Below are 21,010 nucleotides of genomic sequence, written 5' to 3' on the forward strand. Positions count from 1 at the left end.
CGCGAGCCAGCCCCTTACTCGCTGCCTTTCCTGGCGGCTAGTGAGGGGCTCTTCGTGGTTCTAGGCCGCCGGGTGCTCAGCGAGCAGGGCGGCCACTTCCGGCACTTCCGCATACTCCTGCAACCGGCCGAGGATGACCCGAACCCGTTCCGCCACCCTTTCTGACGGTGTGTCAGCTCCTAGGGAAATGACCCGTTCGGCTACTGCGGCTGCCTCTTCTGGTTCGTTGGCATCGGCTAGCGCGACGGCAAGCCAAGACAGGTACAGCGCTAGTTCCCGGGTATGCGTGGCGTCGTAGCCGCCGAGGACTTCCCGTAGCAACGGAACAGCGCGTAAGGGTCGGTGCAGCTCTGTGTAGACGCGGGATTCCATGATCCTGAGTTCGCCAGCGCTCACCCAATACAGGAACGCCGGGGATTCTGCCCCAGGGGTGTCTTCACTGAGCGCCTGCCCGGCTTCCCCCAGCGCCCTCATGGCCGGTTGCGCTTCACCGGCTTTCGTATGCGCCCACGCCACACGGTCCAGATACAGCGCACGGGCTTTCGGGGGAGCATCTGGGCCAGCGTCATTCAAGGCCGCTTGTGCCAGCGTCACACCTTCGCCTTCCCGCCCATTGTTGCTCATCTGGTAGGCGAGTGACCCGGCAATGTGCCCGGCAAGGGTGTGGTCTTCTGCCTGCCGTGCTGCACTGAGTCCTAGCCGGTAGATTCGCTCAGCTTCGTCATGTTGCCCGGCGTCACTGGCAATCCATCCTGCAATCTGCGCCAACTCCCCGATTTGCCGGAGGAGTTGTTTACCCACTTCGCTGGTGTAGGTGTTCTCTCGATAGACCTTGACCGCACGCCGGAGATCACGGAGGGCAGGGCGGATTAGGTCGCCACCAGCCAGCACGTCATCAGCCAGCCTGAGCCCGTGTACGCGCTGGCGTAGGTCATCCACGTCCCCCCTGCCAATACGCCGCCCTGTGCGGTCACTCAGAGGCTCTAGGGGGTCCTCGGCGGGCAGGAAGTCAGCGAGCGTCGGTAACGGAGGCTCAGGGGCCGTCAGGGGCGTTCTGAGCACATCCATGGACACACCTAGGGCGGCGGCAATGGACGGCAGCCATTCGCGGGGAGTGCGCTTGCCTGTCTCCCATCGGCTGACTTCCTGCCGTCCGACCGGATCACCCTGCACTCGTGCCGCCTTGCAGACCTCATGCGCTAGGCGTGCCTGACTCCAGCCGCGCTCTTCGCGTAGCCGTCTGATGTTGGCCCCGATGCTGCTGCCCATGCGTCCATTCTGGCCGACAGTTGGCCTACAGGGGGCCGCTAGTCGCTGATCAATACCCGAAGGAGTCTGGGACGCCGGACAGATGACGTGAGGGGACGGCATGGCAACGAGCACAGCGACCAACTCTGAGGCGGATTACGTGACCTACGCGCCTGATGGGTCTACGTGCGCCGACTGCAAGCGGAAGATCAAGCGGCTTGAGCCCTGCCGTCGGTCGACCATTGAGCAGAAGTCGAGTTCCGCCGTTGCCGTTTACCGGCATTTCGAGTGCCCCCGATGACGGCACCAGCAAAGCGCACCAGTGTCCGTGTGAGCGCCTTACCGGCCCCAGAGCTAGTCAGTCTCATGGACGACCCGGCAGGGCCATACGCGGGCTCTCCTGACGGCTGGTGGACGACGTACGGAGGGGCCTTGGACTCAGCTTCCGGCGTTGTGTACTTCCCGCCTGCCGCTGACCTTCCCGCGTGCCCTTTCCCGTGTTCTGCCTGCCGTGCCAAAGGGAGGCAGGGTTGAAAGACATTGACCGCTGGTTGCGGGAACCCCGAAGTGGGCCGGTTGACCCTGAAAGGTGTGTGGTGTGCGCGTCCCTCCGGGGCAGTGTCCGGGCTGCCGCCCGCAACATGGATTTGCCGTCAGTTGCGGCGACAGTGGCGGCCATGGAAGTACACAAGGAATTCGCACATCAGAACCGGGTGAAGGAGTCTCAGCCCGTATGAGTCCGTTACGTCGCGCGCTGGCTGTGGCTGCATGGCTCGCATGGGTGGCCGTTGTGGCGCTCATAGTTGCCCGGGGAATAGCAACCTAGGTTCCTCACTGTCGGCACAGCACCCTGGCAGTGAGGTTAAGGACTCCGTCCGTGCGTCTTCCGCGTGGCGTACGGACGGAGTCCGTTGCTGTTCTCAGTGCTGGCCCAGAACGGAACGCAAGGCGTCTTCCAGTGCCCTTGCAGCCGGATTGTTAAGCCGTTCCCCGCGTAGCTCCGCGACTTCGGCCACGTCCTTTACAGCGCCAGCCAACTTCGCCACCAGGGCGCACAGTTCCTCGCGTGTGGCTTCCGGCCGCTGGGACATAGTCAGCGCGTACGCAGCATCGTTGCGCGCCGTGCTGATGATGTGGGTTTCCGTCCGGTCTGCGATTACGTCCACGCCTTCCCCTGGTGCCGCGTACTCCGCGCTGCCTCCGGGGCCGGTCCATGGCAGGCGACGCATAGACTCACTCATGCCGACTCCATCCAGTCGGTAAGCCCCGGTGCGGAAGCTCTCACCCTTCCCGCCGGGGCACTGTTGTTACGCGCTCAGGCTACGTCGCAGCACCCTTCTGAAGGCACCCAACTCCCGGTATTCGGGCCGTACTTCCATCAATTCGTTATCGCGCTGACCAGGGCAGACGTGGTAGAACTACTAGTCCCGACCCTTCGGGTTGTCCTCACCGCAGGAGATGAGGGCCAGCCGCGGGTCCGCCCGGCGCATCAGGCCGGGGTCCTGGTAGGCCGAGCCGTGGTGGGCGACCTTCAGCACGTCCACGCTCTGCAGCGCTCCGGCCGCCGGCGATCGGGCCAGCGCCCGCTGGGCCGGGGGTTCCAGGTCCCCGAGGAGCAGCAGACGCAGTCCGGCCGAGCGGACCAGCATGGCGACACTGGCGTCGTTCGGCCCCTCCGGCTCCTGGTGTGCCGGGAGCACGTGTGGATGCGCGCCCGGTGGAGCGTTCGGGGGCGGGCTCGCCGGCACGCTCGGGGGCGGCCACACCACTTGCCAGGACAGTTCCCCCGTGCGCCGCCGGTCCCCGGCGGCGGCCCGTGTCACGGGGACCCGCCGGGCCGCCGCCTGTCTTCGGACGAACGCGGCCTGGTCGGCGGGCTCTTCGAAGCCGGTGGTCTCGATCGCGCCCACGGCCCGCCCGCGCAGCACACCGGGCAGCCCCGCCACGTGATCGGCGTGGAAGTGGGTGAGCACGACCAGCGGGACTCTGGTGATGCCGAGGGAGCGCAGGCAGTGGTCGACGAGCTGCGGATCGGGCCCCGCGTCCACCACCACACCGGCGCCCTCGCCCGCCGCGAGCACCATGGCGTCGCCCTGCCCCACGTCGCACATCACCAGCCGCCAGCCCGGCGGCGGCCAGCCCGTGATCACCCGGGTCAGCGGTGGCGGCTGCACCACGGCCAGCGTCAGCAGGAGCACGGACACCCCGCACCACCAGGGGTGCCGGAGCAGCCGTCGTCCCACGAGCAGCACGATCAGGGTCACGGCCGCGAGGAGCGCCGCACCCGCCCAGCTGCCCGGCCAGTCCACTCCCGCGCCCGGCAGCGCCGCCCCCGTGCGGGCGACCGTCGCGAGCCACTCGGCGGGCCAGTGCGCGCACCACGCCATCGCCTTGGCCACCGGCATCCCGACCGGTGCGGCGGCCAGCGCCGCGAAGCCCAGAACCGTGGCCGGCGCGATCGCGAATTCCGCGATCAGGTTGCACGGCACCGCCACCAGGCTCACCCGCGCCGACAGCACGGCGACGATCGGCGCGCACAGGGCCTGCGCGGCGGCGGCCGCGCCCAGCGCCTCGGCGAGCCGTGGCGGCACGCCGCGCCGCCGGAGCCCGGCGCTCCAGCGCGGGGCGAGGGTCAGCAGGGCGCCGGTGGCCACCACGGAGAGCAGAAACCCGTAGCTCCGCGCCAGCCACGGGTCGTACAGCACCAGCAGCAGGACCGCCGTCGCCAGCGCCGGGATCAGTGATCTGCGGCGGCCGGTCGCCAGGGCGAGCAGCGCGACGGCTCCGCAGGCAGCGGCCCGCAGCACGCTGGGGTCCGGTCTGCACACGACGACGAACCCCAGTGAGAGCACGCCCCCGAGCACCGCGGTGGCCCGCAGGGAGATTCCGAGGCGCGGTGCGAGGCCCCGCCGCTCGGCGTGCTGTGCCAGGCCGGGCGGCCCGAGCAGCAGGGCGAGCAGGATCGTGAAGTTCGCCCCGGACACGGCCAGCGTGTGGGTGAGGTCGGTCTCCCGGAAAGCCTGCTCCAGTTCCGGGGTGATCCGCGAGGTGTCCCCCACGACGAGCCCCGGCAGCAGTGCCCGGGCGTCCGCCGGCAGACCGTCGGTCGCCTCCCGCAGCCCGGTCCGCAGCCGCCCGGCGAGGCGCTGTGCGTCCGACGGCTCCCCCACGACCTCCGGTTCGGTCTCGCCCCTCACGCGCAGCACGGCGGCGACCCGGTCATCGCCCGTCATCGCGGGCGCCAGCCGCGCGCTGACCCGCAGCCGCGTCGACGGCAGCAGCGCGAGCCACGGCGAGCGCACGGTCTCATCGGCGGCAGGTCGCCCGCCTCCGCCGTCCCGCCCGGGTGATCCAACGTCGACGATCATCAGTACGGGCGTCCGCGTCCGCTCCGTCGGGCCCCCCGTCTCGTGGACGCGCCGCACATCGGCACGGATCAGTACGGCGGTGGGAGCGACGTGAGCGCCCCGGACCCTTGGCCGGGTGAGCCGGGGATCGGAGGTGAGCTCGACCTCGGCGGCCACGGTCGCGTACCCCCGCGCCAGGCCGGGCACGGTCCCTCGCCGCAGGTCCGCCCCGTGCAGCCCGGCCGAGGCGGCGGCCGCGGAGACGGAGAGCAGCACGGCGGCGGCCGACGCCCGCGACCAGGACGCCCACCCTGCCCGCCGGGCCAGCGGCAGCAGACCGACCGCGGCCAGGCATCCGGCCACGATGCCCACGACCCATCCCGGTGGCGCGTCCAGCACCAGCGCTGCGGTGCCCCAGGCCGCCAGGGCCGGTGGGACCAGCCGCAGGTCCGTGGGGCCCTCCTGTCGCGGGCGGGCGGTGCCGAGCCGTGTCCCCGAGGAGGCGTGTACGGCTGACCGGGTGGGTGCGTGCTCAGGCGCGCCGCTCATGGCCGTACGAGATTCCGCAGGTCGGCGAAGCGGCGGTCGCCGATGCCGTTCACCTCGCGCAGCTCGTCCACGGAACGGAACCCGCCGTGCTGCGTGCGGTAGTCGATGATGTGCTGCGCGAGCACGGGACCGACACCGGGCAAGGTGTCGAGCTGGTCGGCGGTGGCGGTGTTGAGGGAGACCGGGGCGGCGCGGCCGGCGCCGCCCGCCGCGCCGCCGGCCGTGCCTCCGGGGGCTGTGCCGCCGGCCCCCGTGCCCGCGGCGGGAGCCGGTGCCCCGACGATCACCTGCTCACCGTCCACGAGGAAGCGGGCGCGGTTGAGGCCGTCGGTGTTCGTGCCGGGCTTCACCCCGCCCGCCGCGCGCAGGGCGTCCGTCACACGGGAGCCGGCCGGGAGCCGGTGGACCCCGGGTTCCCGGACCTTGCCGCCCACGTCCACGACGATCTCGGCCGTCGCTGTCGCACCCGCCGCCTTCGCCGCCCCGGCGGGTGCCCCCGGTCCCCGCTCCTCCGCGGCCGGCCCGGTCTGCCCCCGCTCCTCCTCGTACGGTACGGCCGCTCGAACCACCTCGGGTGGTCGCACGGACTGGGTCCGCCCGGCCCAGAAGTGCTGCACGGCGAACAGGGCGGCGACGCAGAGCACCACGGTCAGCGCGAGCACGCTCCGGCGCTCCAGGCCGCACCTCGCCTGCAACCACAGCGGCATGCGCTCCCGCAGTGCGAGTCCGGCCCGCCCCCGCCAGGCGCCAGCGGCGGTGCGGCCGTCCCCGCCGTCGGCCGCGGCGTCCGTCCCGCCGTCCGTCCCGGCCCGGGACGGGACGGGCCCGGCCACGTCGGCGTGTCGCTCCCCGCCCGGCGGGCCATGGCCCGACTCCCGCCGTTCCCCGGCGGGTTCGGCATGCCCGCCGAACAGCACCTGTGCGCGTCGCCGGAATTCCTCCGCCGAGGCATCACGGTGCCGCGCCCGGCCCCGTGCGGCAGGCCGGTGACGGCGGTGCCGGACTCGGCCGTCGGACGCCGGTCCACGGCCCGGGCCGCTGGTCGCAGTCGCTGTGCGTGAACGTGATCGAAGTGCCATGCGACGAGGATCGGTCACATCGGCACAGTCGCGATGATCTTGTTCAATTCCCGGGGACAACGCCCCACTTGTGGATAACTCACCCACCCGCACGGGTGAGCGGAACCCACGGTGACCCGTTCACCGAAGCGAAACCACCACGCCCAGCAGCCCGGGCCCCGTGTGCGCTCCGATCACCGCACCGACCTCGCTGACATGCAGATCGGCCAGCCCTGACACCCGTGTCCGCAACCGGTCGGCGAGCGCCGACGCCCGGTCCGGGGCGGCGAGATGGTGGACGGCGACATCGGCCTGCGCGCCGGCCGCCCGGTCCGCCGCGATCTCCTCGAGGCGGGCGATGGCCTTCGACGCGGTCCGCACCTTCTCCAGCGGTTCGATACGGCCGTCGGCCAGTTGCAGCAACGGCTTCACCGCGAGCGCCGAGCCCAGCAGGGCCTGCGCGGCACCGATGCGGCCGCCCCGCCGCAGGTAGTCGAGGGTGTCGACGTAGAAGTAGGCGGACGTGCCCGCGGCCCGCTTCTCCGCGGCCGAGACGGCCTCGTCCACGGTTCCGCCCGCCTGCGCGGTCTGTGCCGCGGCGAGCGCGCAGAAGCCGAGCGCCATCGCGATCATGCCGGTGTCCACCACCCGCACCGGCACCGGAGCCTGCCGCGCGGCTGCCACGGCCGCGTCGTAGGTACCGGAGAGCTCGGCGGAGAGATGGAGGGAGACGATGCCGGTGGCACCGGACTCGGCGACCTTGCGGTACGTCTCCTCGAAGACGGCGGGACTGGGCCGCGAGGTCGTCACCGGGCGCCGCTTCTGCAAAGCCTGGGCGAGCGCGCGGGTCGAGATCTCGGTGCCTTCTTCCAGTGCCCGGTCGCCGAGGACCACGGTCAGAGGTACCGCGGTGATGCCGTGGCGCTCCATCGTCCGGGCCGGCAGGTAGGCCGTTGAATCGGTGACGATCGCGACATGGCGGGACATGAGCTGGAGGTTACCTGCCGTAGCGCGCATGCGGCAGCCCGACCCCGGTGCCCTCGGCCGCGAGTGGCCGGATCAAGTGGTGCTCTCGGGGCGGGGCTTCTTCTGCCAGGGGTAGGTCGGGCGCTGCCCCGGAGGGGTGATGGCGGGCCGTGCCGGCTCCTCGGCAGGGCTCGACCGCGGAGTCTCCGGCCAGGTCTGCCCGGCCGTGGCGGCATCGGCGGCGGGGGCCTCGGGCCACGGCGGCGAGACCGGCTGGGACTCTGTCGTCCAGTGCCGCAGCGCGCCGGCCTCCATGTCGATCTGGGCGCTGAGCGTGTCCAGGTCGTCCCCTGCGAAGCGGCGGGCGCGGTCGCGGGCCGCCCAGCGCAGCGCGTCGGCCGACTCCGTGATGCGCTCGGTGCGTTCGCGCAGCTCGGGCAGCCGCTCGGACAGTGCCGCCCGGTTCGGCTCGGACTCGAGGCGCTTCAGCTCGCCGTCCAGCTCGTGTCCGTGCGCGCTGAGCCGTTCGAACAGGCCGATGGACTCCTTCAGGGACTCGTCCTCGGCGACGGCGGCGTGCAGCGCCTCCTGGGTGGCACGCATGGAGGTGCGCAGCTTCAGCCGGAGCTGGGCGAGTTCGCCCGCGGCGCCGGGCTGGGCGAAGGACTTGGCGCGCAGGGTGTGGTCCTCGACGGTGCGGCGGGCCTGGGTGATGCCGCGGTCCACGCCGCGCTTGGCGGCACCGACCACCTTCACGGTCGCGTAGGCGCCGAGCACCACGAAGAGGACGACGAGCAGAGCGAATACTGCGATCACTGCTTCCACCGGCTCCTCCTCAGGGCGTCTCGGTCCACCCCATGTCACTCTCCACGGTAAACGCAACAGGCAGGCCCGGAGTTCCAGAAAAACCCCGAACCTGCCCGTAGTGGTACCACTAGGGGATCACTGGGGGGCCACCAGGTGTCACCCTGATGGCTGCCCGCGGGTTCCGGTGCTTACGCCGGGACGATGTTCACCAGCTTCGGCGCCCGCACGATCACCTTCCGGATCCCGGCCCCGCCCAGCGCGGCGACGACCTTCTCGTCGGCGAGCGCGACCTTCTCCAGCTCCTCGTCGGAGATGGACGGCGAGACCTCCAGCCGCGCCTTGACCTTGCCCTTGATCTGCACGACGCAGGTCACGGTCTCGTCGACCACGTACGCCGGGTCGGCCACCGGGAAGTCCTGGTGCACCACCGAGTCCTCGTGCCCCAGCCTGCGCCACAGCTCCTCGGAGATGTGCGGGGCCAGCGGCGCGATCATCAGCACCAGCGGCTCGGCCACGGAGCGCGGCACCGCCGCTCCCGCCTTGGTCAGGTGGTTGTTCAGCTCGGTGACCTTGGCGATGGCGGTGTTGAACCGCATGCCCTCCAGGTCACCGCGCACCCCGTCGATCGCCTTGTGCAGGGCGCGCAGCGTCTCCTCGTCCGGCTCTGCGTCGACGACGGTCACCTCGCCGGTCGCCTCGTCGACGATGTTCCGCCACAGCCGCTGCAGCAGCCGGAACTGGCCGACCACCGCGCGCGTGTCCCACGGCCGGGAGACGTCCAGCGGGCCCATCGCCATCTCGTACAGGCGCAGCGTGTCGGCGCCGTACTCGGCGCAGATCTCGTCCGGAGTGACGGCGTTCTTCAGGGACTTGCCCATCTTGCCCAGCAGGCGGGAGACCTTCTCGCCCTGGTAGTAGTAGGCGCCGTCGCGCTCCTCCACCTCGGAGGCCGGCACCGCGATGCCCCGGCTGTCGCGGTACACGTAGGCCTGGATCATGCCCTGGTTGTACAGCTTGTGGAACGGCTCGGCCGAGGAGACGTGCCCCAGGTCGAACAGCACCTTGGACCAGAAGCGCGCGTACAGCAGGTGCAGCACGGCGTGCTCGGCCCCGCCGACGTACAGGTCGACACCGCCGTGCGGCATGCCCTCGCGCGGGCCCATCCAGTACTGCTCGATCTCCGGGTCGACCAGCTTCTCGCCGTTGTGCGGGTCCAGGTAGCGCAGTTCGTACCAGCAGGAACCGGCCCAGTTGGGCATGGTGTTGGTCTCGCGGCGGTACTTCTTCGGCCCGTCGCCCAGGTCCAGCGTCACGTTGACCCAGTCCTCGTTGCGGGACAGCGGCGTCTCGGGCTGGGTGTCGGCGTCGTCCGGGTCGAAGGTGCGCGGCGAGTAGTCCTCGACCTCGGGCAGTTCCAGCGGCAGCATCGACTCGGGCAGCGCGTGGGCGATGCCGTCCTCGTCGTAGACGATCGGGAAGGGCTCGCCCCAGTAGCGCTGGCGGCTGAACAGCCAGTCGCGCAGGCGGAAGTTGACGGTGCCTTCGCCGAAGCCCTTGGTCTCCAGCCATTCGGTCATGCGCGCCTTGGCCTCGGCGACGTCCAGGCCGTCCAGGCTGACCTCGTCGTTCGACGAGTTGATGATCTTCGCGTCGTGGGACGAGAAGGCGCTGTCCCAGGTGGCGGTGTCCGTGCCGCGGTCGTCGGTCGGCTCGACGATGCAGTGGATCGGCAGCTCGAAGGCGCGGGCGAACTCGAAGTCGCGCTGGTCACCGGCCGGGACGGCCATGATCGCGCCGGTGCCGTAGCCCATCAGCACGTAGTCGGCGATGAAGACCGGGACCTGCTCGCCGTTGGCCGGGTTGGTCGCGTAGGCGCCGATGAAGACGCCGGTCTTGTCCTTGGCCTCGGCCTGGCGTTCGACGTCGGACTTGGACGCGGCCTGGGCGCGGTAGGCGGCGACGGCCTCGGCGGGGGTCGCGTGACCGCCGGTCCAGATGTCGTGGGTGCCCTCGGGCCAGGCGGTCGGGGTGAACTTCTCGACCAGCGGGTGCTCGGGCGCCAGCACCACGTAGGTGGCGCCGAACAGGGTGTCCGGGCGGGTGGTGAAGACGGTGATGCGTTCGCCGTCGATGGGGAAGTCGACGCGGGCGCCCTCGGAGCGGCCGATCCAGTTGCGCTGCTGCAGCTTGATGGCCTCGGGCCAGTCCAGCTCCTCCAGGTCCTCCAGCAGCCGGTCGGCGTAGGCCGTGATGCGCATGTTCCACTGGCGCAGCTTGGCCTTGAAGACCGGGAAGTTGCCGCGCTCGGAGCGACCCTCGGCGGTGACCTCCTCGTTGGCCAGCACGGTGCCCAGCCCGGGGCACCAGTTGACCGGCGCGTCGGAGGCGTAGGCCAGCCGGAACTCGCCCAGGACGTCGGCCTTCTCGGCGGCGGTCAGCTCGCTCCACGCGCGCGTGTGGCCCGGCACGGGCCGCTCACCCGACTCGAACAGACTGACCAGTTCGGAGATCGGGCGGGCCTTCTTCGCCTGGTGGTCGTACCAGGAGTTGAAGATCTGCAGGAAGATCCACTGGGTCCACTTGTAGTAGTCCGGGTCGATCGTGGCGAACGACCGGCGCTTGTCGTGGCCCAGGCCCAGCCGGCGCAGCTGGGCCTTCATGTTCTCCATGTTGGCCTCGGTGGACACGCGCGGGTGCGTGCCGGTCTGCACCGCGTACTGCTCGGCGGGCAGGCCGAAGGCGTCGAAGCCCAGGGTGTGCAGGACGTTGTGGCCGGTCATCCGCTGGAAGCGGGCGAACACGTCGGTGGCGATGTAACCCAGGGGGTGGCCGACGTGCAGGCCCGCGCCCGAGGGGTACGGGAACATGTCCATGATGAACTTCTTGGGCCTCGCGGCGGCCGCCGGGTCGCCCGCCAGGTCACCCTTCGGGTTGGGCGCGGCGTAGGTGCCGTCGGCGTCCCAGAAGTCCTGCCAGCGTGCCTCGATGTCGGCTGCCATGGCGGCCGTGTAGCGGTGCGGCGCGGCATCCGCGGACACGCCTGCGGCGGCAGCGGGGTTCGTCTCGCTCATGATCCTCAAAGCTCCATCGATCGTCTCTGCCTGCGGCTGTGGTTCGAGAAACGAAAAATCCCCTCGCACAGGAGGGGACGCCGCGCCGATTCCGGCCACTCGACTCGTCCGGTGGCCGGGACTGATCAGCGCGGCCCGCTAAGCAGAAGGCGTACGGCACGCATGGCGTTAGGGTACCGCAGGCCCTCAGCGCGCCGCGAGGCGCTTCCGGAGGGCCGCCCGGTACCCGAAAAGCTGAACCATGGTCAAAGGTTACTTCGCGTAATAGTCACTAAGGGACATCACAACAAGCACATTGTCTCTTGATAACAACGCAATAACTCAAACCTCGTACCCATCGGTATGGCTCCGCTTAGAGTGCGGAAGCGGGACCGCTTTCCCGAACCGCTCGGAGTTGCCCCCATGAACCCTCATCGCAGTCACAGCCCGCTACCCCCGGTCACCGGGACGTGGGGAGGCCGGTCGTGAACCCCTACGACTCCACGGCCGACGACTCGTTCGCCGAGTTCCTCAACTTCGGTGCCGGCGTGCTGTCCCTCGTATGCCTCTCCTGTTCGGTGATCTGGGGGCTGGTCGCCCAGGACCGGATCCTCCTCGACGCCCGCAGGCGCATCATGGCGCAGGCCGTGCACCGGACCATGGCGGTCGCCTCGATCGTCTTCCTGCTGGTGCACATCGGCGTGAAGCTGGCTCTGGACCACACCACCTGGGTGGCCGCCGTGGTCCCCTTCGGGCTGCTCCTCACCGACGACGAGATGGTCACGGGCCGGGGCTTCCTGATCGGCCTCGGCACCGTGGCCAGCATGCTCATGATCTTCGTGGGCGTCACGGGTGTGCTGCGCAACCGTTTCGCGTCCCCCGCGCCCGTCGCCGCCCGCTGGCGGGCCATGCACATGCTGGCTTATCCGGCCTGGTGCGCCGCGCTGATCCACGGACTCTACGCGGGTCGCGCGGCCAAGCCGATCTTCATCATCCTGTACGGCCTGTCCCTGGTCGGAGTGACCGGAGCCCTCGCCCTGCGCGCCGCTCCGCGCCAGGTCAAGCGCAAGGTCGCCGACAAACTCACCGGGCTCCTCGGCACCGGGGAGAACCAGGCCCTCAGGGACCTGGAGGAGAGCCGCTCCCGGGCCGGCTTCGGCTTCGGCTCGGGCTCCGGATCCGGCTCCGGATCCGGCTCCGGCTCCGGATCCAGCTTGCCCGGATACGAGGGCCGGGGAGCTGCCGCGGGCGCCACGGCGTCCCCGTCGGGGCCGCTGTTCGAGAAGGCGGAACGCGCCACGGCCAAGGAACCCGCGGGCGGCTTCGCGGCCGCCTACCGGGCCGTCTCGGGCCCTGCCCAGGACCAAGCCTTCGCGCCGGGGCCGACCACCCGCACGGAGCTGCCGCTGGACATGCAGCCGACCCAGACCATCCCGACCGTGGACGGCCCCTCCAGCACCTCGGGCAACTGGCCGATCCCGTCCCCGCCGCCGGTCGGCGAGGCCCCGCCGTCGGCCTACGACCCGCTTCAGGACACGGGCTTCAACATCCCGCCCTACAACCCCCTGCAGGACACCGGACAAAGCATCCCGGCCTATGGCAATCCAGGCGCTTCCGGCTATGGATCGAGTGACGTGTACGACACGAGTGAGACGAACGCCGTCTACGACACGTACTACCCGAACGACACGTACAACAGCGGTCCCGCCACTGAAACAACGCCCGGTGCGTCCTACGACTTCGACGCACCGGGATCGGGCGAACCTTGGAACACGCCTTCCGGAGGCTTTAAGTGAACGAGGCTTTGCCTGACGTACCCGAAGTCCGAGTCGTCGGCCTTCCCCAGCTCACGTCGGGCTTCGACCTTGTCGATCGGCTCGATCTGCCCATGCACCTGAAGGTGCACGGGCCGCTCGAGCCGATGGGCGGCGAGCAGCTCGCGCAACTCGCCGAACGCATCAACCTGAAGGGCCGCGGCGGCGCGGGCTTCCCCTTCCACAAGAAGCTGCGCTCCGTCGCCGAGTCAGCGATCAAGCGCGGCGTCCGGCCGGTGGTCGTCGTCAACGGAAGTGAGGACGAGCCGGCCTGCCGCAAGGACACGGTGATGATCAACCGTGCCCCGCACCTGATCCTGGACGGCGCGCTGCTGTGCGCCGAGGCGCTGGGTGCCCGCACGCTCGTGGTGGGGGTCACCCGTGAGTCCACACAGCGCTCCATGGAGGCGGCGCTGGCCGAGCGCGGCCTCAACAACGGCCGCAGATCGGCCCTGCGTGCCCGCGTGCAGCGCAACCCGGTCCGGATGGTCACCGGTGCCGCCGCTTCGCTGATCCGCTCCATCGACGGCGGCCCGGCCGTCCCGCCGGGCCGCAAGGTCAGCGCCTCGCAGAACGGCGTCGGCGGCGCGCCCACGCTGCTGTCCAACGCCGAGACCTTCGCCCAGCTGGCCATCGCCGCCCGCATCGGCCCGGAGCGCTACGGCAACACCGGCCTGTACGACGAGCCGGGCACCGTCATGCTGACGGTGTCCGGGGCGGTCGCCCGACCCATGGTCGTCGAGGTCCCGACGGGCGTGCCGCTGCGCTACGTCCTGCAGCTCGCCGGTGCGCCGCCGGTGCCGCAGGGTGTGCTCACCGGCGGCTACCACGGCAAGTGGATCGACGCGGCGACGGTGAACGAGGCGATCGTCTCCCGCAACTCCCTTGACGCCGTGGGCGGCGCGCTGGGCGCCGGCGCGATCCTGCCGATCAGTCAGGACACGTGCCCGCTGGGCGAGTCGCTGCGGGTCGCCCAGTGGCTGGCCGAGGAGAGCGCCGGCCAGTGCGGCCCCTGCTACCTCGGCCTGCCGGCCGCCGCGCGCGGCATGGAGGACATCCTCAACGGCGGCGGGCCGGCCGCCCTGGAGGCGCTCAAGCAGGTCGCCAAGAACGTGAAGCGGCGCGGCGCGTGCTCGCACCCGGACGGCTCCGCGATGTTCCTGGAGTCGACCATCAAGGCGTTCACGGACGACCTGGCCGCCCATGTCCTCGGAAACGGCTGCGGACGGCGCGTGGAGGGCGTTCTGCCGCTCTTCGAGGGCGGCAGGGCCCCTACGGGCATCCCGGGCGGCGGCGAGTCCGAGGAGGACGGCCCCAGCCGTCAGAAGATCTTCGTGGACTGGACCCTGTGCCGTGGCCACGGCCTGTGCGCGGACCTTCTCCCCGAGGTGTTCCAGCTCGGCGCGGACGGCTTCCCGACCGTGGCTCAGGCGAAGGTGCCGCGGTACGCCGAGGACAAGGCTCTACGCGCGGTGCGCCGCTGCCCGGCACTGGCGCTGCGCATCGAGGAGGACACCCGCGCCCAGGGCGGCGGGTCGTCCCGTAACCTCCCGGTCCTCTCCCAGGGCCGCGGCCGCCGCGCTCTCGGCCGCTGAACGGACGTACGGCGGGCTTCCCTCGGGGGAGCCCGCCGTACGCATACGGACAACAAGAAGGCGGGCCATCCGATCGGATGACCCGCCTTCTCATCTTCTGTGGAGCTAAGGAGAATTGAACTCCTGACCTCCTGCATGCCATGCAGGCGCTCTACCAACTGAGCTATAGCCCCTTGCGTCCCTCCGGGTTTCCCCGGCGGCGACGCCAACATTACTGGTCCATCGGGCCCAACACCAAATCGGTTTCGCCTTGCCGGAAATGCCCGTTATGCCGGGCCTCAGGCCGTGACGAACGAGTAGAACCGCTTGAGCGTGCAGTGCTCCTCGAGAAGCCGGCCGTAGATCGGCTCGCCCTCCAGCTCGCGGTACGTCTCGATCGGGTCGCCTTTTATGATCAGCGCCCGTGCGCACTCCTCGCACCAGTACTGGTAGTCGGGATTGATCGGTTCCATGTCGCGGACGATCGGCGTCCCGCTGCCGCACCAGTCGCACTTCCGCCTGTGTGCACCCATCGATCAGCTCCAGCTGTGGCCGCAGGCCGTGCACACGTAGGAAATCCCGCCGTTGTCGCCGAGCATCTGGGCCACGTGCCCGGAACCGCAGGAAGGGCAGCTGAGCCGGGTGGACATGTTCCGTGTCACCGATGCTCCGAGGAGGTGGTCGACCTCCTCGAGGATGCTCGCAGGCATCGCTACTCCTCCCGTCGGGCCGCGCCCCCTTCCGGCCGTTTGATTCTGCCACGGCCGGACCAATACGGTCAGCGACGCCTCAGCACCAGTCCGGACACGGCAGGCGTCGCGACCGTAGAGGTATACGCCTCAGCAGGCCCGACCGACTCAACCGGGGGGCACGAAAAATCCCGCCCCCTGGACGGGAACGGGATCTTGACGTGGAGCTAAGGAGAATTGAACTCCTGACCTCCTGCATGCCATGCAGGCGCTCTACCAACTGAGCTATAGCCCCTTGCGCCACGCGGCGGAGCCGCATGGTGTCTCGCCCCGCTCGGGCGGGGCGAACAAGAAGAACTTTAGCCTGCGACCTGCCGGAAAGTGAAATCCGGGGTCAGTCGTCGTCGCCGAGCACCGGCTCCGGCAGGGTGCCGGCGTTGTGCTCCAGCAGCCGCCAGCCGCGGGCGCCTTCGCCGAGGACGGACCAGCAGCAGTTGGAGAGGCCGCCGAGGCTCTCCCAGTGGTGGGGCTCCAGGCCGAGCAGACGGCCGATGGTGGTGCGGATGGTGCCGCCGTGGCTGACCACGACGAGCGTGCCGTCCTCGGGGAGCTTCTCGGCGTGCCGCAGCACGACGGGGGCGGCGCGGCCGGCGACCTCGGTCTCCAGTTCGCCGCCGCCGCGGCGGACCGGCTCGCCGCGCTTCCACGCGGCGTACTCCTCGCCGTGCCGGGCGATGATCTCGTCGTGCGTCAGGCCCTGCCAGACGCCCGCGTAGGTCTCGCGCAGCCCTTCGTCGTGGGTCACGTCGAGACCGGTGAGCACGGCGAGCTCGGCGGCCGTGTTCGCGGCCCGCCGCAGGTCGGACGCGACGATCGCGTCCGGCTTAAGGGCGACCAGCAGCCGGGCGGCGCGGCGGGCCTGGGCGACGCCGGTCTCGGTGAGTTCGACGTCCGTGGTGCCCTGGAAGCGGCGCTCCACGTTCCACGAGGTCTGGCCGTGCCGCCACAGGATGACGCGGCGGCCCCGGCCGGGCCTGCCGGCCTCACTGAAGGCGCTCACCGCCAGTCTCCGTCCAGCTCCGCCGCCTCCTCGGCCGCCCGCACCTTGGCGTGCTCCTCGGCCTTGCCCCGGGTGGCCCTGGCGTCCTCGGGCAGCTCGAGCTCCGGGCAGTCCTTCCACAGCCGCTCCAGGGCGTAGAAGACGCGCTCCTCGCTGTGCTGGACGTGGACGACGATGTCGACGTAGTCGAGCAGCACCCAGCGGGCCTCACGGTCGCCCTCGCGGCGCACCGGCTTGGCGCCGAGTTCCTTCTGGAGGCGCTCCTCGATCTCGTCGACGATCGCCTTGACCTGCCGGTCGTTGGGCGCGGAGGCCAGCAGGAAGGCGTCGGTGATGGACAGCACGTCGCTGACGTCGTAGGCGACGACGTCGTGCGCCAGCTTGTCGGCGGCCGCCTGGGCGGCGGTGTTGATCAGCTCCTGGGAGCGGTCGGTCACGGTCACTACAAGGCTTTCCGTCGGCGGTCACTTGCCACCAAGGGTCTCACGGACCGCCTGGAGCCCCCCACGCGATTACGGAGATCGCGTGAGGGGTCGGCTACTGGTCGGACGACGGCTTGTAGTCCTGGCCGAGGACCACCGTGACATCGGCGCTCGCCGAGGTCTTGCCCTTCGTGACGGAGCCGGGGGGCAGGCCCAGGGTCTTGGCGACCTCGGTGGCGTTGGCCTTGTCGGCGGCGTCGGCGTAGACGACCTTCGAGGTGGCCCGGGCGCCCGCCGTTCCGCCCTCCAGGAAGGTGAAGCCGCCGTTGAGGAGCACCACGCGGGCCTTCTCGGTGTTGTCCTTGGCGCCGGTGGCGTTCTGCACGGAGACACTGACGGCGGCGTCCTTGTCGGGGCTCTTGGCGGTGCCGCCGAGGACGTTCTTGACGATCCCCGCACTGGCCTGGGCGCTGAGCGTGCCGTCGCCCTGGACGGGCAGCAGGTCCGTCTTGTAGTCGCCGCCCTTGGCTAGGTCGGAGAGCCCGGCGAGGAAGGTGCCGAGATCCTTGTCCGTCAGGGACGGGTCGAGGATCTGTTGCAGCGTCTGGATCGTGGTCGTCGCGCCCTGCGGGTCGGAGGACAGCTTGCGCAGGAGGCTTTGCATGACCTGCCCGAAGCGCTCCAGCTGGGCGTTCTGGGCCTCGCCGGGGGCGCGGTAAGTGGCGTAGGCGACGGCCATCTTGCCGCTGAGGGTCTGGTCCTGGCCCTTGTTGACCAGGGGGGCCGCGCCCTTCTTCTTGGCGGCGGGGTCGGGGACGTCGGTGTCGGTGTCGGCCTCGATGTTGCCGACGAGGTCGACGAGGTTCTGCAGGTAGGGGGTGTCCAGGCGCCAGGTGCCCTGGATGTCGGTGCCGAGGACCGAGTCGAGCGCGTCGCGGGTGCCGTCGGAGCCGTCTTCGTCGACCGACTTGGCGAGCGTCGTGGTGGTGCCGTCGTCGCTGGTCAGAGCGAGGGAGTTGGGCACGAGGACGGTGGTGCCCCGCTTGGTGGTGGTGTTGTCGACGAGGAGGGCCGTGGAGGTGTCACCGCCCTTGGTGTCGTGCAGGTGGACGACGATCACGTCGCGCTTCTGGGCACCGGTGGCCGTCGTGGTGCCGGTTTCCGAGTCGTCGGAGGACAGACCGGGCAGCTTCCCCGCGTACCCGAGGTAGCCGATGCCGCCGACCGCGGCGAGCGCGAGGACGACGACCAGGGCGACGATCCGGCTGCGGGCGCGGCGCCGGGCTTCCTCGCGGCGCTCGGTGCGGTTCTCGGTGAACTTCAGCCAGTCGATGACGTCTTCGGAGTTGTCGTCGGGCTCCTCGACGAAGGCGAACTGCTCGGTGCGGTAGTCCGGTTCGGACCGGTCCCGGACTTCCTCGTCGGCCGGGCCGGCCTGCTGCGGGATGTGCGCGGTCTGTTCGGCGACGCGGGGCTGCTGGGCCGTGCCGGAGCCGGGCGCGCTCTGCCCCGTCTGCCCGTAGGGGTCGTGGGTCGGGGCACCGCCGTGGTGCGGGCCGGTGGCGTAGGGGTCGTAGGCGCCGTAGGAGGGTGCGGACTGCTGCTGGCCGTGGCCGTAGCCGTAGGAGGGCGGGGGCTGCTGCCCGGTCTGGGCGTACGGGTCGTAGCCGTAGCCCTGTTCGTACTGCTGGTGGTGCTGGGCGTACGGGTCGTACGTCTGCTGCTGGGTCTGCTGCCCCTCGACCTGCCGGTAGACAGGCCTGCCGTACTCGTCGTAGCCGACGAGCTGGTACTGGTCGGCGCCGTGGTCCGCGGCCCCCGCGTCGTATCGGTCGTTCACCGGTGCCCCTCTCGGCTCACTCGCCGCGGTACAGCTCGCGCTTGTCGATATACCGCACGACTCCGTCCGGCACCAGGTACCAGATGGGATCGCCATGGGCGACTCTCGCGCGGCAGTCCGTGGAGGAAATGGCGAGGGCGGGAACCTCGACGAGCGAGACGCCGCCCTCCGGCAGTCCTGCGTCGTCCAGGTGGTGGCCCGGCCGGGTGGCCCCGATGAAGTGCGCCAGGGAGAACAGTTCCGCGCTGTCCCGCCAGGTGAGGATCTGGGCGAGGGCGTCGGCGCCGGTGATGAAGAACAGGTCCGTGTCCGGGTTGAGTGCGCGCAGGTCTCGCAGGGTGTCCACGGTGTAGGTGGGGCCGCCGCGGTCGATGTCGATGCGGCTCACGGAGAACTGCGGGTTCTCGGCGGTCGCGATGACCGTCATCAGGTAGCGGTCCTCGGCCGGGGAGACGCTGCGGTGGCTCTTCTGCCAGGGCTGGCCGGTGGGGACGAAGACCACCTCGTCGAGCTGGAACGCCGCGGCGACCTCGCTGGCCGCCACCAGGTGCCCGTGGTGGATCGGGTCGAAGGTGCCGCCCATGACGCCGAGGCGGCGCCTGCCGGGCTGCGACGGGCTCTTGCCGGGGCCGTCGATCTGGCGGGCCACCGCGGCGGCACGGCGGGGCTCCGAGTGTCGCTCGGTGCCGCTCGCCGTGTCCGGTGCCGGGTCGTGCGGCGTCTCGTTCGCCGGACCGGTCGGCATGTCCTGCTCTCCCATGCGTGCAGACCCTACCGGCCCTTGCTGAGCGCTCCGGCCGCCCCGTGGGTCTCGGGGGCATCCGGCGCGGGGCGCCCTGCCGGGCTCAGCGGTCGCGGTTGAAGCGCGTGGTGATCCACAGCATGAGCAGCAGGATGAAGAGGGCGGCGCCACCGGTGAGGTAAGGGCTGAGGCTCTCGTGGTTTCCGCCGTGCTCCTCGCCCTCGGCGGCGAGGGTGACCAACTGGGCAGCGGTGCTGTGGAAGCTCATCTTCGGCAGGACCTATCGCGTGTGGGCGGGATAAAGACGTCGGCTCATGGTAAGCGGGCGCCTCGACGGCGATCACGCCGACTCCGCCTGTTCGTCCCGCGGGCGAGGGTGGGTGCCGCCACCCGGCCCGGTCCCGAGAACCCGGCGGGGAACCTTCCCGGTGCCTCAGTCGTCCTTCCGTCTGTAGCCACGCAGCAGGAACCACCCGGTCAGCACACAGCCCACGATCATCACGATGAGAACGATCCGGAGCATCCCCGGCCCCCCTTGCCGGTCGGCGGCGGTCGCGGCCTCGACGAGCCAGGCTGCTGCCCGATGGTGCTCCATGACGGTGGTCTCCTTCGCTGTACTGCCCGACCACCGTATCCCCGCCTAGGCTGGACTCCGCCTCGGGGAAGCAAGGGGCCGCAAAGGTCACACAGAGCATGGGGGAAGACATGTCCGACGGCCACGAGCACACCGGGCACGAGCGCGTGCCCAGCAGGCAGCGCAGGCGCTTCCCCGGAATCTCCTCGCGCGCCTACGAGCACCCGGCCGACCGTTCCGCCCTGGTGGCGCTGCGCAAGCTGAGCGGGTTCGACACGGTGTTCAAGGCGCTCAGCGGCCTGCTGCCCGAGCGCAGTCTCCGCCTGCTGTTCCTGTCCGACTCGGTGCGGGTCTCGGACCAGCAGTTCTCCCATCTGAACGTGATGCTGCGGGACGCCTGCTACATCCTGGACCTGGAGAAGGTCCCGCCGATGTACGTCAATCAGGACCCGCAGCCGAACGCGATGTGCATCGGGCTGGACGAGCCGATCATCGTCGTCACCACCGGTCTCGTCGAGCTGCTCGACGAGGAGGAGATGCGGGCGGTCGTCGGCCATGAGGTGGGGCACGCGCTGTCCGGGCACTCCGTCTACCGGACCATCCTGCTGTTCCTGACCAGCCTCGCGGTCCGGGTCGCCTGGATTCCGCTGGGCAACCTGGCGATCATGGCGATCGTGACCGGGCTGCGCGAGTGGTTCCGCAAGTCGGAGCTGTCCGCGGACCGGGCCGGCCTGCTGGTCGGGCAGGACCTCCAGGCGTCCATGCGGGGTCTGATGAAGATCGCGGGCGGCAACCACCTGCACGAGATGAACGTGGACGCGTTCCTGGAGCAGGCCGAGGAGTACGAGGCCGGTGGCGACCTGCGCGACTCCGTGCTGAAGATCCTCAACGTGCTGCCGCGCTCGCACCCGTTCACCACCGTGCGTGCGGCCGAGCTGAAGAAGTGGGCCGAGTCGCGGGACTACCAGCGGATCATGGACGGCCACTACCCGCGGCGCGACGAGGACGGGGACACCTCGGTGCGGGACTCGTGGCGGGAGTCGGCGAACCACTACAGCACCCATGTGAAGAGCTCCAAGGACCCGCTGATGAAGCTGGTCAGCGACCTCGCGGGCGGCGCCGGCGACCTGGGCGACCGGGTCCGCCGCGGCTTCGGCGGCTTCACCAACCCGTCCCCGAAGCCGCCCGGGGGCACTCGGGGGCCGGGCACGCCGGACCCGTCGGGGGACGACCAGCCGCCGCGCGACGACAGCTGACCAGGGCCCGCACC

Annotated in this window: 18 protein-coding genes and 2 tRNA genes; 3 read left to right on the forward strand and 17 right to left on the reverse strand. The window is 70.5% G+C overall.

Annotation, left to right across the window (positions count from 1 at the left end):
- Nucleotides 1-60: 60 nt before the first annotated feature.
- The 7 genes from IE97_RS40370 to leuS all read right to left on the reverse strand — a co-directional run bounded on the left by IE97_RS40370 (nucleotide 61) and on the right by leuS (nucleotide 11,046).
- A complete protein-coding gene (locus IE97_RS40370) occupies nucleotides 61-1,269 on the reverse strand; it encodes a helix-turn-helix transcriptional regulator (protein ID WP_078603268.1) in 1,209 nt (402 codons plus the stop codon).
- Nucleotides 1,270-2,168: 899 nt separating this feature from the next.
- The gene (locus tag IE97_RS42145) at nucleotides 2,169-2,414 is read right to left on the reverse strand and encodes a hypothetical protein (protein ID WP_158708308.1); all 246 of its coding nucleotides are present in this window, start codon (nucleotides 2,412-2,414) and stop codon (nucleotides 2,169-2,171) included.
- Nucleotides 2,415-2,669: 255 nt separating this feature from the next.
- On the reverse strand, nucleotides 2,670-5,144 hold the full coding sequence (locus tag IE97_RS0116815; RefSeq protein WP_078603269.1) for a ComEC/Rec2 family competence protein: 2,475 nt from the start codon (nucleotides 5,142-5,144) through the stop codon (nucleotides 2,670-2,672).
- The gene (locus IE97_RS0116820; RefSeq protein WP_030239852.1) at nucleotides 5,141-6,223 is read right to left on the reverse strand and encodes a ComEA family DNA-binding protein; all 1,083 of its coding nucleotides are present in this window, start codon (nucleotides 6,221-6,223) and stop codon (nucleotides 5,141-5,143) included. The genes IE97_RS0116815 and IE97_RS0116820 overlap by 4 nt, the downstream gene beginning before the upstream one ends.
- A gap of 120 nt (nucleotides 6,224-6,343) precedes the next feature.
- Entirely contained in the window at nucleotides 6,344-7,189 is an 846-nt protein-coding gene (locus IE97_RS0116825) for a DegV family protein (protein WP_030239856.1), read from the reverse strand.
- 72 nt (nucleotides 7,190-7,261) lie between these two features.
- Nucleotides 7,262-7,993: a hypothetical protein gene (locus IE97_RS0116830; RefSeq protein WP_030239861.1), complete on the reverse strand. Its 732-nt coding sequence runs from the start codon at nucleotides 7,991-7,993 to the stop codon at nucleotides 7,262-7,264.
- A 170-nt stretch (nucleotides 7,994-8,163) separates the two neighbouring features.
- Complete coding sequence (leuS, locus tag IE97_RS0116835; RefSeq protein ID WP_030239865.1) at nucleotides 8,164-11,046, reverse strand: leucine--tRNA ligase; 2,883 nt, start codon at nucleotides 11,044-11,046, stop codon at nucleotides 8,164-8,166.
- Nucleotides 11,047-11,510: 464 nt separating this feature from the next.
- Here leuS and IE97_RS0116840 point away from each other — a divergent pair, with 464 nt between their 5' ends.
- Nucleotides 11,511-12,821 (forward strand): ferric reductase-like transmembrane domain-containing protein, encoded by a 1,311-nt coding sequence (locus IE97_RS0116840; RefSeq protein WP_030239869.1) that lies wholly within the window; start codon nucleotides 11,511-11,513, stop codon nucleotides 12,819-12,821.
- On the forward strand, nucleotides 12,818-14,434 hold the full coding sequence (locus tag IE97_RS0116845; RefSeq protein ID WP_030239874.1) for an NADH-quinone oxidoreductase subunit NuoF family protein: 1,617 nt from the start codon (nucleotides 12,818-12,820) through the stop codon (nucleotides 14,432-14,434). Before IE97_RS0116840 ends, IE97_RS0116845 begins: the two co-directional genes overlap by 4 nt.
- A 100-nt stretch (nucleotides 14,435-14,534) precedes the next feature.
- On the opposite strand, the gene IE97_RS0116850 is transcribed toward IE97_RS0116845, so the two are convergent.
- From IE97_RS0116850 to IE97_RS42520, 10 genes are all read right to left on the reverse strand, one after another.
- Nucleotides 14,535-14,607 (reverse strand) — tRNA-Ala (locus IE97_RS0116850).
- A gap of 105 nt (nucleotides 14,608-14,712) precedes the next feature.
- Nucleotides 14,713-14,946 carry a hypothetical protein gene (locus tag IE97_RS0116855; protein ID WP_006136074.1) on the reverse strand — a complete coding sequence of 78 codons (234 nt, stop codon included), beginning with the start codon at nucleotides 14,944-14,946 and terminating at the stop codon, nucleotides 14,713-14,715.
- 3 nt (nucleotides 14,947-14,949) lie between these two features.
- A complete protein-coding gene (locus IE97_RS41510) occupies nucleotides 14,950-15,123 on the reverse strand; it encodes a hypothetical protein (protein WP_106975367.1) in 174 nt (57 codons plus the stop codon).
- A gap of 201 nt (nucleotides 15,124-15,324) precedes the next feature.
- Nucleotides 15,325-15,397 (reverse strand) — tRNA-Ala (locus tag IE97_RS0116865).
- 99 nt (nucleotides 15,398-15,496) lie between these two features.
- On the reverse strand, nucleotides 15,497-16,162 hold the full coding sequence (locus IE97_RS0116870) for a histidine phosphatase family protein (protein WP_030239883.1): 666 nt from the start codon (nucleotides 16,160-16,162) through the stop codon (nucleotides 15,497-15,499).
- Nucleotides 16,159-16,605, reverse strand: a complete 447-nt coding sequence (rsfS, locus tag IE97_RS0116875) for a ribosome silencing factor (RefSeq protein ID WP_030239887.1) — start codon at nucleotides 16,603-16,605, stop codon at nucleotides 16,159-16,161. The genes IE97_RS0116870 and rsfS overlap by 4 nt, the downstream gene beginning before the upstream one ends.
- 94 nt (nucleotides 16,606-16,699) lie before the next feature.
- Entirely contained in the window at nucleotides 16,700-18,424 is a 1,725-nt protein-coding gene (locus IE97_RS0116880) for an LCP family protein (RefSeq protein WP_030239891.1), read from the reverse strand.
- A gap of 16 nt (nucleotides 18,425-18,440) precedes the next feature.
- Nucleotides 18,441-19,184, reverse strand: coding sequence for a nicotinate-nucleotide adenylyltransferase (gene nadD / locus IE97_RS0116885; protein WP_030239894.1), 744 nt, complete (start codon nucleotides 19,182-19,184; stop codon nucleotides 18,441-18,443).
- A gap of 85 nt (nucleotides 19,185-19,269) precedes the next feature.
- A complete protein-coding gene (locus tag IE97_RS42515; RefSeq protein ID WP_030239898.1) occupies nucleotides 19,270-19,434 on the reverse strand; it encodes a hypothetical protein in 165 nt (54 codons plus the stop codon).
- A 165-nt stretch (nucleotides 19,435-19,599) separates the two neighbouring features.
- Nucleotides 19,600-19,761, reverse strand: a complete 162-nt coding sequence (locus tag IE97_RS42520; protein WP_030239902.1) for a hypothetical protein — start codon at nucleotides 19,759-19,761, stop codon at nucleotides 19,600-19,602.
- Between the two features lie 110 nt (nucleotides 19,762-19,871).
- Between IE97_RS42520 and IE97_RS0116900 the strand changes: the two genes are divergently transcribed.
- Nucleotides 19,872-20,996, forward strand: coding sequence for a M48 family metallopeptidase (locus IE97_RS0116900; RefSeq protein ID WP_030239905.1), 1,125 nt, complete (start codon nucleotides 19,872-19,874; stop codon nucleotides 20,994-20,996).
- Nucleotides 20,997-21,010: the final 14 nt, after the last annotated feature.

It is taken from the genome of Streptomyces sp. NRRL S-455, from assembly GCF_000717875.1.
Taxonomy (GTDB): domain Bacteria; phylum Actinomycetota; class Actinomycetes; order Streptomycetales; family Streptomycetaceae; genus Streptomyces.

What these genes read in the sequence shown, in the direction of transcription:
- IE97_RS0116900 (WP_030239905.1), top strand. Translation starts at nt 19,872, where the DNA reads ATGTCCGACGGCCACGAGCACACCGGGCACGAGCGCGTGCCCAGCAGG.
- nadD (WP_030239894.1), bottom strand. Translation starts at nt 19,184, where the DNA reads ATGGGAGAGCAGGACATGCCGACCGGTCCGGCGAACGAGACGCCGCAC.
- leuS (WP_030239865.1), bottom strand. Translation starts at nt 11,046, where the DNA reads ATGAGCGAGACGAACCCCGCTGCCGCCGCAGGCGTGTCCGCGGATGCC.
- IE97_RS40370 (WP_078603268.1), bottom strand. Translation starts at nt 1,269, where the DNA reads ATGGGCAGCAGCATCGGGGCCAACATCAGACGGCTACGCGAAGAGCGC.
- IE97_RS0116820 (WP_030239852.1), bottom strand. Translation starts at nt 6,223, where the DNA reads ATGGCACTTCGATCACGTTCACGCACAGCGACTGCGACCAGCGGCCCG.
- IE97_RS0116825 (WP_030239856.1), bottom strand. Translation starts at nt 7,189, where the DNA reads ATGTCCCGCCATGTCGCGATCGTCACCGATTCAACGGCCTACCTGCCG.
- IE97_RS42520 (WP_030239902.1), bottom strand. Translation starts at nt 19,761, where the DNA reads ATGGAGCACCATCGGGCAGCAGCCTGGCTCGTCGAGGCCGCGACCGCC.
- IE97_RS41510 (WP_106975367.1), bottom strand. Translation starts at nt 15,123, where the DNA reads ATGCCTGCGAGCATCCTCGAGGAGGTCGACCACCTCCTCGGAGCATCG.
- IE97_RS0116815 (WP_078603269.1), bottom strand. Translation starts at nt 5,144, where the DNA reads ATGAGCGGCGCGCCTGAGCACGCACCCACCCGGTCAGCCGTACACGCC.
- IE97_RS0116855 (WP_006136074.1), bottom strand. Translation starts at nt 14,946, where the DNA reads ATGGGTGCACACAGGCGGAAGTGCGACTGGTGCGGCAGCGGGACGCCG.
- IE97_RS42515 (WP_030239898.1), bottom strand. Translation starts at nt 19,434, where the DNA reads ATGAGCTTCCACAGCACCGCTGCCCAGTTGGTCACCCTCGCCGCCGAG.